At 60.8% G+C, this 12399-nt stretch carries 8 protein-coding genes; 1 reads left to right on the top strand and 7 read right to left on the bottom strand.

Going from position 1 to position 12399, the window contains the following annotated elements; translation table 11 throughout:
* Positions 1-239 precede the first annotated feature (239 nt).
* The gene (locus IPM18_01135; GenBank protein MBK9118196.1) at positions 240-1652 is read left to right on the top strand and encodes a family 10 glycosylhydrolase; all 1413 of its coding nucleotides are present in this window, start codon (positions 240-242) and stop codon (positions 1650-1652) included.
* A gap of 199 nt (positions 1653-1851) precedes the next feature.
* Here the strand turns inward: IPM18_01135 and IPM18_01130 are convergent, their stop codons facing one another.
* The 7 genes from IPM18_01130 to IPM18_01100 form a co-directional block, all read right to left on the bottom strand.
* Positions 1852-3273, bottom strand: coding sequence for a hypothetical protein (locus IPM18_01130; GenBank protein ID MBK9118195.1), 1422 nt, complete (start codon positions 3271-3273; stop codon positions 1852-1854).
* A gap of 412 nt (positions 3274-3685) precedes the next feature.
* Positions 3686-4183 carry a hypothetical protein gene (locus IPM18_01125; protein MBK9118194.1) on the bottom strand — a complete coding sequence of 166 codons (498 nt, stop codon included), beginning with the start codon at positions 4181-4183 and terminating at the stop codon, positions 3686-3688.
* Between the two features lie 141 nt (positions 4184-4324).
* Positions 4325-4816 carry an HNH endonuclease gene (locus tag IPM18_01120; GenBank protein MBK9118193.1) on the bottom strand — a complete coding sequence of 164 codons (492 nt, stop codon included), beginning with the start codon at positions 4814-4816 and terminating at the stop codon, positions 4325-4327.
* A 290-nt stretch (positions 4817-5106) separates the two neighbouring features.
* On the bottom strand, positions 5107-7212 hold the full coding sequence (locus tag IPM18_01115; GenBank protein ID MBK9118192.1) for an AIPR family protein: 2106 nt from the start codon (positions 7210-7212) through the stop codon (positions 5107-5109).
* The gene (locus IPM18_01110) at positions 7212-8273 is read right to left on the bottom strand and encodes a PD-(D/E)XK motif protein (protein ID MBK9118191.1); all 1062 of its coding nucleotides are present in this window, start codon (positions 8271-8273) and stop codon (positions 7212-7214) included. Before IPM18_01110 ends, IPM18_01115 begins: the two co-directional genes overlap by 1 nt.
* Entirely contained in the window at positions 8209-11028 is a 2820-nt protein-coding gene (locus tag IPM18_01105) for a Z1 domain-containing protein (GenBank protein MBK9118190.1), read from the bottom strand. Before IPM18_01105 ends, IPM18_01110 begins: the two co-directional genes overlap by 65 nt.
* A complete protein-coding gene (locus tag IPM18_01100) occupies positions 11012-12391 on the bottom strand; it encodes an ATP-binding protein (protein MBK9118189.1) in 1380 nt (459 codons plus the stop codon). The genes IPM18_01105 and IPM18_01100 overlap by 17 nt, the downstream gene beginning before the upstream one ends.
* Between the last annotated feature and the right edge of the window lie 8 nt (positions 12392-12399).

Raw genomic sequence — 12399 nt, 5'->3', positions numbered from 1 at the left:
GCCAGTGACGCCGCCCGGCTGCACAGGAGCGAGTATACATGTGCACTTCGCAGATGACAGGCCACCGGGTGCGGCCAGTGGGCTGCAAGGTTGCGGCGCGTGGCGGTGGACGCGGCCTCCTGGCGGTGTTCGCAGCGGTCGGACTTGCGGTCGTGTTCCAAACGGGCTGCTCGCAGCGCCACGCCGAGCCCGAGCTGCAGGGCCGGCCGGGTGTGCTTGCGTCCACCCGCGCAGCGCCCATGCCGCCACGTGAGTTTCGCGCGGTCTGGATCGCCACGGTCGGCAACATCGACTGGCCTTCGCGCCCCGGGCTGTCCACGGAGCAGCAGCAGAGTGAATTGCGTCGCCTTCTTGATCTCGCAGCCGAGCTGCGACTGAACGCCGTCATTCTTCAGGTCCGCCCGATCGGCGACGCCTTCTACGTGTCGCGCACCGAACCGTGGTCGCAATATCTGACTGGTGAAATGGGCCGTCCACCGGACCCGGTTTACGATCCGCTGGCCTTCGCCATTCGCGAGGCGCATGATCGCGGGCTCGAACTGCATGCGTGGTTCAATCCCTTCCGAGTGGGCCTCGGCGGCCGCCAGCCGGCCGCAGCGCGCCACGTCACGCTGCAGCGGCCACAATGGGTCCGGCGCTACGGCGACAAGCTCTGGCTCGATCCCGGAGAGGCGGCAGCGCGCGCGTACGTACTGCAGGTGATTCGCGATGTCGTGCGGCGGTACGATCTGGACGGGGTGCATCTCGACGATTACTTCTACCCCTACCCCGAACGGGATGCGAGCAACCAGCGGATCGCCTTTCCCGACGATGAGACCTTCACCCGTTACCGGGCGCGGGGCGGTACCCTGGCGCGCGACGACTGGCGGCGCGAGAATATCAATACATTCGTTGCCGATCTCTACCGGATGGTGCGTACGGAGAAACCGCACGTGAAGGTGGGCATCAGCCCATTCGGAATCTGGCGAAGTGGGCATCCGCCGCAGATTCGCGGGCTGGATGCCTATGCGGAGATCTACGCGGACGCGCGGCGGTGGCTGGCGGAGGGCTGGCTCGACTACTTCACGCCGCAGTTGTACTGGCGGATAGCGCAGCCGGCCCAGAGCTATCCCGTCCTGCTGAGCTGGTGGGCAGACCAGAACACCCGCAGCCGGCACCTATGGGCGGGGAATTTCACGAGTCGCGTTTCCGACCGAGAGCAGAACTGGCCGGCGGAAGAGATCGTGCAGCAGATCGCCCTGACACGGACCGAGTTGCGCGCAGGCGGCAATGTGCATTTCAGCGCACGGGCGCTGCTGCGGAATGCGGGCGGCATCGCCGACGCCCTGCGAACCGGGCCCTACCGCGATCCGGCGCTGGTGCCGGCGTCGCCGTGGCTGGCAGCAGGCGCACCGGCGCCCCCGGCGGCCGCACTGTTCGCGGTGCCCGAGAGCGAGAACGTGCGGGTGACGCTGAACGCGGAAGGGGGCACCGACCCGCGCTGGTGGCTGGTGCGGGCGCGGTATGGCGGGGCGTGGTATCTGCGACTGGCCCCTGGGGCGCGGCGAGCGCTGCTGCTCCCAGGGCGGCAGGCGGAGGGAGTGCTGGAGATCGTGACCGTCGCAGCGGTGGATGGTGCGGGACAGGTGAGTGTGCCTGTGGTCATGGAATAGGATTGGGGGAGGCCCGGTGATCCGATGCGGTCGCCGCTGACGGAGTGCGGCAGCGCGGCGGCTGCGCATCCGGAACAGCTTATGCCCGATGGATGGGGCACTCAATCGCTGCGAACGGGAAGCATTGCGCGAACATGACTGACCAGACCCGCCCTGAACATGCCGGCATGGAAAGCGCAGGGTAGGGCGCAGGCGGCTACTAGTTAACGATCGCACTGTCATCGTCGTGCGGTTCTGCGAGGCGGGCGCGAAAATGTGACGTACGGAGAACCGCCCCATGCCCGTCGGCGGCGAGGCCGAGCTTGCGTGCGGAAATGTCGAGAAGGTACGTGCGGGTGCCCCAGTCTACAAGCATTTCATCACCGTTCGGCAGCGGTATGGCGCCCATAATGGGGGCGTACATGTGTGGGGGAGAGAGGCGGCTGTACCAGTGACTAATGGCGAACACGAGCTCATCGTCACGCATGACGCGAATACCGTCGATGGTCCAGGGAGAGCATAAGACCTTGTACTCGCCGACACGATAGTGGCCACCGCCGAGGACGCCGGGATTTTCCCGGCCGTATACGACCGCCAACTCGTCCAGTGAGGGCGGCTCTTGGCGGCGGTGGCGGAGTCCGAACGGGGGCCGCGCTGTGAACACGAACACATCGCGCGTCTCCCGGCACGTCGCGAGGATGTCATCCCCGTCGGCGGACCAGGCGATGGCTCCCGGCGCGGGAGCTTCCGGTAGAGTACCGACGGTGGCGACGTCCCCGGTCTCGCCGTCGAAGGCACGGATGCGCCATAAGTGTTGGTACGGCCCAGAAGCCGGTTCGTCATGCACGGCCTCGAGAAACGCGATTCGTCGGTTATCGGGTGAGATCGCGACGTTCTCCGTCGAGGCAGTGCGAAGCGTGGTGGGCAAGTGGTGCGGCTCGTCGTCGTGTTCGGGGCGGTATAGATAGAGCCCGCCTCCGCGTGCGGTGTAGGCGACGAGCGATTCATCCGCGCTGATCAGGAACGAATGGGTCGGAAAGGGCACGAGCACGTGGGCGTCGCGGTCCGCGACGCTGATGCGCTTGCGCATAACGAAGCCAGTCGTGCGATCGATGTAGTAGAGGACTTCGCCGGTGTTCGCGGACCATCGGACATCGTAAGTCGTTTCGAGGCCGTCGAGGGGTCGCCCGTAAATATAAACCAGCGGTGCGATGACGAGATACGTGCAGAGGTTGGCCACCAGCACGGCGCTCAAAATCCGGCCCGTGCTGCGCTGGACGCGGGTGCGAAACACACGACGGCGGAGCCACGCGGCTTCGGCGAGCACGGAGAACGCGAAATAGGCGGCAATGGAAGTCAGCGCGGCGGCTGGGTACGCGCGCACCAGGTCGGGTACCGAGTGCGTCCTGCCGATGTGGCCGAAGGTGGCATCGACCGGGATGAAGACCACGACGCCGGCAAGTGTCGAGAGCATGTTGGCGGCAAGGACGGGTACGAACACTCGGCGGTAGGGGGCAGCGAGAACGACACGGAACACGAGCGATTCGGCTAAGGCGATGAGGAGGATGACGGGCGCGAGGACAATCACGCCGAAGAGCAGCACCAATTCGATGCCGATTCCGTTGGCGAGCAAAGCGGTCATGGGCGCTCCCCTGCGTCACGGACTGCAACGCTCACCATTCTACCACTAGATGACCGGGGACACAGACGCGGAGCGCACGAAAAGGCCCCACCGGGGGACGGCCGGCGGGGCCTAGTCGGGGAACTGGAGCCAGCGAAACGCCAGTTGAACTCTTTGTAGGGGCAATTCGGGCCTGGGAGCCTGCAATCCGACATTTGGTTGCCGTGAAACCGTGAAAAGTCAGCCATCCACGAAAAGGTCGGCAGCCCCGCAAGTCCCTCGTCGATTCGGAGTAGATGGCTGCCATGCTCTGCCCGCATGGGGCTGGTGATGACTGAGGGCTGATCCAAAAGTCCATTCGTGTAGATTTCTGGGAGCAGTTAGAGGAATCGGCTTTACCGTAGGGGTGACCCATCAGCACCGCAGCCTTTGGTCAAAGCCGAAAGAAGTCTACGATGGCATCCGCTTCCGCCACCGCCCCACGAGTACGAGCTTCCACTGCGTAGCGTCGCGCACCCGCAAGTGTGACCTCCGATTCCGCCGCTAGCATCTGGCCCGAAATCAAGCGGTCATACACCGTTTCAGGATAATCGTGAAAGACATCACCGCGGCTAATATGCTCATGCTCGTGCCATGCGTAGTAGCGTTCGACCTCTTCCCCGTCGAGGCCGAATGGGGCAGCACGAGGAGGGTTACTCAGGAAAATCACATATGTGTCCTGATCCCGCATAACCGTTCCATCAGCGGTCCCTCCAACTATGCGCTCGAAGTCCATCTGGGGAACGCGTGTTACACGAACTTGACGATCGTTGACTGGTGGCATGGGCTGTCCCGCCAAGCCGATTGCAGGGGTCGCTGCTTGGAGGAGTCTCTCTAGCGCTTCGTTCTGCTGTCGAATCGCATCTTCTAGCGTTGGAATGCTGCCTTCCACTATCTTTTACTCCTTCAGTTTTGTGGCCCCTGCCAGCCGCTTACCAGTTTTTACCGGATCTTGTGTCCCAGTTTAGCACCAGCGTGTACCACATTGCGAACAGTCAAGAGTAGCGGATTGTACACTGCGCTCTGATTGGTCTTAACTGATAGAATTCTTGCCTAGACGAGCTTTGGCAAGTTTGGCTGCGACTTCGTCAAGGGTCAGGACGACGCTCCGGCGTCGATGCACCATGCAGTGGCAGTTGGCGCAGAGGACAGCCAGATCGGTCCGTGGGTCAGTCTCCCGCTCCTCGCCTGCGTCGTCTGCCAGCATGCGCAGATGGTGGACGATTGCGAATCCTCGCCCCCAAGCGCCATATGTCTCCTCAAAACTGAAATCACAGACCTGACACCGGTACCCATGGATACACAGAGCGGCATGCCGGAGCGATGGATCACGCTCGATTCTGTTCGTGACAATGGCCCGTCGTCCACCCTCCGTACGCACACTGACCTCACGGGACTCCGGATCGGTCTCAGCGAAGAGATCAGAGAGTACTTCGTTGGATACGGACGCTACGCCAGCATCCACGAACTCCGCTACCGCTGCCCACAGTTCCTGCTCTGTGTGTCGATCCCATGCCCGCAACACCTGTGCTGCAGCACTCGGAAGCTCGGCCGGTTCTCGATCCGCAGCATCGCGACGCCATCCCACGCGGCCGGATTGGACATGTCCGTCAAAGGTGTCTCGCGCATTCTTCAGGCTGTTTGCGAAGCTCGACAGTGTTCGCCCCTCGCCCAACTTGCGGTAAAACATCGCATATGCACGGTTCCACTCCAGTACCTGCAGTTGTGAAGGCGGAGACGGGGTTCCATCACCTGTCTGTACGCCGAACCTCGACAGAAAGTAGCCCACGAGCCACATTTTTGGTGACCTGCGCATCATGACGCTCGTGCCTCATTTTCACCATTCTGCTGAGCGAGCTGTTCAAGCAATGCGGGAGTCAATTGCTCATGTCCGAATCCCAGTCGCCTTGCCTCCATGAGCACCTTGCGCCCCTGAGTGGCCTGCTTGATCGACGGCTTTCTGTTGCGGCCGGGCAATGTACCTAGAGAATACGCCAGGCCCCGCTGCCATCCGAGCAATGTGTCGGTGTCCTTGGCCCACTTCGCCACTGCAAACCAGACATCTGCTGGAACTTCAGCTACCACTCCCACGACAAGGCGTTCAGCTGGCGAGAGTGCATCAGTCGGCACTGCTCCGCTTTGCGGGGCTGCTTCAAGACCGGAAGGCAGAGTCAGATCCACATTGAGATTTAGAAGCTGTGACCAGCACTCGGGCCGCTTGCACCACTCGGTGATGTTCCGGTTAGCAGGCGGGTTCGTAACAGCCTCACGAACTGCCACGAGCAGCGTCTTAAGGGCTGGCAACAGCTCGTCTGGAACGCCTTGGAGTTCCCAGATGTCGGTCCACGGGAGCCGGCGCTGCGATCGCTGCGACAGAAGCGCCACGGCGTATGTGACCACCTGAGCACGATACCCCTTGTAGTCGAGTTCGCCATACAGCGTCTCGGCAGTCCGGAACAGGATTGCAAGCGACACAACCCGTTTGAACTCGGTCAGATCCGGTACGGGACGAGACTCCCGGCTAAGCCTGCTCATGAATTCAACGAAGCACTTCTGGGCACCGCGGCTCACCAGAGCCGGTTCCTGATCCCAACTGAGAACGAACTTCGCAACGTCAGTCTTGGCGATCTTCTGCTTTGACGGGTTCTCGACGCGGAACTTTCTGCGGCCTGCCGGTGTACCTGTCGCTGCCAGCTCATCCGCATACTGGCCTCGGGAGCGTTCGTAGAACCAGCGGGTTCCGCGAGGGGACTCGGCTGTGGGTGCGAGCCAGGTGGTCCGCGAAAGCTTCTGCAGTTCTATATGCCAGGGATGATTCGCGTGGAAATCAGCTTCCTGAATGCGGTTCTGGGTATTCGCGTACTGCGAGATTCGCGGGACGAGCTCAGCCACACGCTCCGACGGAACGATGGTCAGCTTCATGGGGACGAAGACATCCGACAGATCGGCCTCTCCCTTGCGCACACAAGCGGCGACGGAGGCCGTTGTCTGTCCGCCGTTCACAATCTGGAACTCGTGTACGGCAGTAATCCGGGCCAGGTCACTGCTGGTGCCATCAAGATCAACACGGGCCGCAGTAGCAGACAGGCCGTTGTTGTAGGCAAGAAATCGATGTGGCTCATTGAGCAGCGTCGTCCGTATTCCCTTGTTGACCTTTCCGGTGAACTGCAGGAACGAGCGGACATTGCGTTCAAGGAGTCGCGCACGATACGTGTTGTAGATGCCCGCAAGAACGGGAGCATGTATGCAGGTGAGCAGCACACGGATCCCGTCTGCGCCCTCTTTGGTCAGGAGGCACGGCAGGGACTGGCCATACTCCTCCAAGAAGTTGATCGAAACCGTCTCCCCGCTTCCTGCACCGCAGGTTCGAGCGAGGCGCACCACATCCCATACCTCCCGCCGGTAGCTGTCCTTGCTCTCCGAGAATGCGGCACGATCCGATACTGTCCCCGTTGCAATCACATGCAGTTCGATCTGACGCCCGGCGGCTTCGCATTCCTTGATAAGCTCAACCAGCTCACTGGCGGCCTGAGATGGCTCGAGGGTGTCGAGCTTACCCTCTCTTGCGCGCTTCACAACTGATTCGAGGCGGCGGAAACCCCTGTCCAACGCCTCCTTGCCGACCGATGTGACCTCGGCATCGTCGCCGAGCGGAATGGATTCAGTGGCGTCAACGCAGTAGAACAGCGAGAGAATATCATCTTCGGTATCGCAGGCGTAAGCGTGGCATTCAGCTGCAAAATTCGATCCTTCCTGGAACAGGTAGGATGATCTCGGATCGCTGACCACGCCCGCATCCTCCAAGTAATTCAGAATGGTGGCAAGCAATGCGGAGAGTCGCAGCCCGCCATGCTCCGGATCGTGCGCGTGATCGAAGGCATCAGACAGCAGTGTGTTCAGGAACCGCTCGGGAGTGGACATCAGCTTACGGCCTCCAGTGTGCTCGCCGGCGGCCCGAGTACTTCATCTGCGGAAACCTCGTAGCGGGCGAGTGCGCCGATCGGAATGGCAAAGCGAACATCCTCCACGCCCGCCGGAACGGCCAGCGGGCGGATGCGTGGAAAGCCCTCATCTACCGCGAAGACATGGACAGGGCCGATCGAGAAGCGGTCTGTGTATGTCCGGGCTTGAGATGCAAGATAGCCGTAGGAGGCGAGCAGGTCTTCCAGTTGGGTGATGCCACTCTGCTGAGATGAATAGGTATCGCAGATCAACCGAATCACTTCAGGAAGTGTCCGCCCGGCATCGGTCGGGGCCAGCCGAACCGCACACAGATGAAGCGGTCTCTCCGGACTCGGTTCAAGCTGGGCCGGGTCATTGATCCGCAGGGAGGGACCAGCCTGTACCTGATAGGTTTTCACTTCCAACGAGCTGTTGTCGAGCTCGAAGTCACGGATCGAGTCCAGCGGAGCACGCCAGGCGGCCAGAGCGTTCAGGAACCCGATTCTTCGCGAAAGGCGTCCCAGGACTGCAAGTTCTCCGATCAGACCGCGCACTTCTTCGTCCGTAAGCGATCTGCGACCCGAATCGACGAAACGACGCCACCTTGCGATGCAGCGGTTGATTGCCTGCACAGCCTGATCGGGGCTCGATGAATCCGATACCGCCGCAAGAATCTCATCGGCCAGCATGGCGAACAGATCATCGAAGCTTGTATCCATGAGGTTGATCGCAATACCGATGTGTCCATCCGGGAGACCCGGAAAGGCGGCAAGCACGACCTCGAACGCCCTCGTCGAAAAGCTGGAAAGAGCCCGAGGCCGGATGGCTGCGGGCAGTTCTACGACCAGCGCCGGGTTCTGGCCCGGCTGCTGTAGCGCAAGGAAGACGCGAATCCCGGGTCGGGATACCCGCAGCTCAAGCGCGTAGCCTGGATCGCTCGCAGGAACTGTACTGAGACGCATTCGCTGCCAGTCATCAAGTAGCGTCGGCATCGCCATCCTCCAGATCAAACAGTCCGTACTCCCGTCGCCATGTTTCATTGACGGTGTAAGCCAGTGGCTGAGCAGTTGCCGACTCAGGGAAGCTGATGGCCGCCGAGGGAATGAACTCCACCGGATTGTCTGGGTTGGGATCCTTGATGAGATAGAGCATCAGATATCCGCGTCCCGATGAACCCCGGACTTCTCGAACTTTTTCCCGTGCAGGAGAAGTCGGCCGCTCATCAGGTTTGTTACGCGGCGATGGTGACAGAGCGAGAGCCTGTGCATACTCCTCCTGCGTCAGATCAGCTGCTTCGTCCGCAGAGCCTACGACCGCCTGAGTGGCAAACCGATCTGAAGGAATGGGTGCATCCTTCGGGCCGCGGATGACCCGCGGAAACTCAACTCCGGCAATCGTCACTTCCCCTGCGGGGCTGTTGCCCCGTGAAATGACTGCAACCGTCCAGCTGTGCAGCTCACCCTGTGTGGCTCGTTCCCGGATGTAGCGACGGAGGGCATCGCATCGTCCGAAGAAGCTGGGTGTTGAAATAGCCTCGTACTTCTCGAGGAACTCAAGTACCGTGGCCACCGGCACATCGCTCCAGAGGAAGTGTGACGAGTTCCTTCCTCGCACTGATCTTGTGAAACCCGGGCCGACTCGCTCTATGAGGGTTCGTACCGCCTCCCTGTTGGCATCACCCTGCGGGCCAACTCTCTGGATCTCAAGCGCCTGCACGAGTTCGCCAGCGAACCGGACAAAGACCTTTTCTCCATCGCGGATCTTGTTAGCCGCCGTGATCAGAAGCCCATCGGACGGTGTCCGGACCCGCAGACCGAATTCTTCGGGTGTCTTTCTGGCTTCTGCCATCCGATCAAGCTCGGCGCGCAGATCGTCCATTGCAAGAGCGATCTCGCGGAAGGCAACATGGAGTGAGTCCGTTGTATAGACCCTGCACAGGTCGGCATAGCCTGGTCGATAGCCGAACCAGCGGCCCATCTGCATGAGTGTGTCGAACATCTTCGAGGTACGGAGAAAGTAGCTGACGGACAGTCCCGCAAGAGTGAGGCCCCGGCTCAGCTTGTCCCCACCTATGGCAATCACCCAGAGGCCCTCAGGGGTGCGCGAGTATGCAAGAGCATCCGTGGAGCTTCCGTTCACCTTCATGATCTGAATGCGATTCAGGGCATCCGGGACCTGCTCCCACACCGCATCAAAATCCGGAAGAGGCTGGCATCTGTCGCCGAGTGCCGTACTGAACGCGTCGTGGTGACGACCCTCCCGTCGTTCCCAGATATCGCGGAACACGGCTCGCATTTCTTCTACATTGGCCGTCGCTCCCAGAGTCACTACATTACGGAGCGTGTTCACCTCCTCTTCGATCTGCTGAGCGACTCGGTCCTGAACATTGACGAAGCGTGTTGCATGGACGAGCATCGTACTGTGCTCGGCGTTCTGCCCCCGAACGGTGCGAGCCGCACAGACGAGCACAAACAGCCGGATCGCTTCGCACAGTGTCGCCGGCAGCGGGCCTGGGACATGACCGTTCTTGTGACCATCGGGAAGCCAAGGGGCAGAGTCATTGACAGGCACATGCATCGGCAGCGGAAGCTGTGCAGGCAATCCGACGGATTCGTCGCCGGGATGCCCGAATACGAACGATGGCCCGATATAATCAGATGGTGCCTTGAGATTGACGACAAATGACCTGGGGAACAGATCATCGCCGTATGCACCATCGGGTGGGCCCGACGGGATGAAAATATTCGCAAATGGTGTGGCGGTATAGCCGACAAATCCCACCCGGTCGAACGACAACAGCAACTCACGGATGAGCCGGTTGATGGTCGTCGGATCTTCCTCGGGGTCGTTCGTGTTGATGGAGGCATGGTCTGCCTCGTCATCAATAACCAGAGCTGGTGCGTGGATTCGGGCGGTTTCGCCCGGGCCGGCGTTCTGTGCCCGCAGCCAGTCTCGCAGATTGGTGAGGATGCCCCTGTTCTTCTTGACCACAATGACCAGTCGGGTGCCCGGGCTCACACGAAAGCCGATCTGCCTGGCGATTGTCGTTCTGAAGTCGCCATTATCCGCTGATGTTGTGCAAGTCAGGATAGTGAACGGAAGGTCGGCGTGGCCACGCTCAAGGTCAAACCGGCCCACTCCGATGACAGCTGCACCTTCCGGAGGTCCCTCTCCACGCCGCGCCGCCTCCAGCAGTGCGGCGCTATCGATTCCGATCAGATCCTTGTCAAGCCGCTCATGCGTCTGACTGCGAAGGCTCTTGTGAATGCCAGCGAGGACAATGACGATCTGGTAGCCGGCATCGAGTGCCTTGGCGATCACCGATGTGTAGTGTGTTGTCTTGCCCGACTGGACATGGCCGACCACCAGGCCGCGACGATCCCAGGGGCCGTCACGAAGCGGAGACTCCAGCCGTTCAAGCGTCTGATCGGTTGAACGATCGAGTTCTCTCAAAACGGAAGGGGCGAGATGCGATTCGAGTCTCAGATACTCTGACAGGCGAGGCCACAGACGCCAGCCTGTACGATCGAGCTGGGGAAGCCAGTCTTCGTGGCCACTGTCATCGTCGAGCGTCGAAGCCGCGCCGATTCGCACCCGGACCCGGCGAAGAGCATCTTCGATGATCGCTGCACGCTCAGTGCGCAATTGCTCGAACGGCCCGATCATCAGACTGTCAACCGCACTTTCCACCTGTGCGACTGTCGGCTCCTCTGCGCCGCTGAACCCGCGCAGAATCAGGTCAAGAAAATTGTCCTTCGTGAACACTGCTGCAAATGGATCAGGCGCTGTGGTCATTGTTGCTCTCCTTTGTTGGCAGTCTCGCTGAAGGATTCTGTAGCGCTCGCAGGAGTGGCTCCCGGAAACGCACAAATGGCTCAGCCGCCAGCACTGTGTCTCGCGCGGCCACAGGAGAGCGTCCGGCACGGATCAGAAACTGTTCGGCGGCAATTACAAGCTCGATCAGGCTCTCCACGCTTACGGATGCGGGATCTGCAGAACCGTCAATCGCGCGTGAACGCTCCTGAAGCATGGTGGCTACGGGAATGGACTCTTCCACGAGCTCCAGCACACGATCCAGCAATCGGTCATGATCGCAGCCGGAATGCAGAAGCGCCCGGATAACCGGGTGAGAACGATCAACGCGGTAACGCACTCCGGACCGTGTTTCCTCCCGCTTCCACACATAACGCTGCGGCGGTGCTTTGGTCGGAGCCTGCCGTTCACCGCGGTACCTGTAGACTTCGGCGGCATCATGGCGTACTTCGCGAGCAATGCGCTTGAAGTCATCCCGAAGAACGGCAGGTGCCGCTACATGGGACTTCATCACATTCAGATGCCATTCGGCATCCAGCCCGTTCGGCAGGTCTACCTGAATTCGTGCCAGCTTGAAATGGTCCTCCTTTTTAAGCTGCAGATTGAGCCATGTCCCCGGCACGATCAGTCGCCTGCAACGGTAGATGAAGAACCCTTGGTGCGAGTTCCAGCCGCCGGGCCCGGCAGCGGCGTCGTGTTCATCATCTGTAAGCCGGCTGTGGTGTGGCAGCACATATGGAGTAACATTGATGTCCAGCGCATTCAGGCGCAGTGTCTCAGTTGGGAGTTTGGTTGACACCTGCGTCAGGAACGGATTCCAGCCCTTCAGGGTGGTCTGCCCGACTGTGATCGACACGCCTTCTTCGATAAACCTGTGAAACACCATGGACAGATGCAGACGCACCGCTTCCAGGGCACGTCCCAGGTGTTCAACAGCCCGTGCGGGGTCACCGAGCAGGAACGCGGACCTGTCGAGATCCTCTATCACCACAGCGGTGCCATGTGGAAGCGAAGCAACATGATCCACATAACGGCTTGCTGCCTCCCCAGGATTTGTCAGCAACTGCCACCCGCTCGATGCAATATGGCGCAGATCCCAGCGTCGGATGATCGGTGGTGAATCAGCCGATGGCTTGGTGATCACAGTGACACAACGACCCTGTGACAGCGAAGCTGTCTTGAGGCCGAGTCCGAAGCGCCCCAGATCTCCTGCTTGCCGAGCGGAGATCGGTCCACCTGTTCCCATCCGCATGGCATCCCGCAACTGCTCTACAGTCATCCCCTTGCCGTCATCGATCACGGCAATATGAGAAGCATCACCCGCAGCTTCCAGTTGGATACGAATGGCCTCCT

Source organism: Phycisphaerales bacterium (assembly GCA_016716475.1).
Lineage (GTDB): Bacteria > Planctomycetota > Phycisphaerae > UBA1845 > Fen-1342 > JADJWG01.
This window is presented reverse-complemented; position numbering and strand designations above follow the sequence as displayed.

Bases quoted from the DNA above. Each gene is read 5' to 3' on its own strand.
- IPM18_01135 (MBK9118196.1), top strand. From the start codon at position 240: ATGCCGCCACGTGAGTTTCGCGCGGTCTGGATCGCCACGGTCGGCAAC.
- IPM18_01130 (MBK9118195.1), bottom strand. From the start codon at position 3,273: ATGACCGCTTTGCTCGCCAACGGAATCGGCATCGAATTGGTGCTGCTC.
- IPM18_01115 (MBK9118192.1), bottom strand. From the start codon at position 7,212: ATGTCCACTCCCGAGCGGTTCCTGAACACACTGCTGTCTGATGCCTTC.
- IPM18_01110 (MBK9118191.1), bottom strand. From the start codon at position 8,273: ATGAAACATGGCGACGGGAGTACGGACTGTTTGATCTGGAGGATGGCG.
- IPM18_01105 (MBK9118190.1), bottom strand. From the start codon at position 11,028: ATGACCACAGCGCCTGATCCATTTGCAGCAGTGTTCACGAAGGACAAT.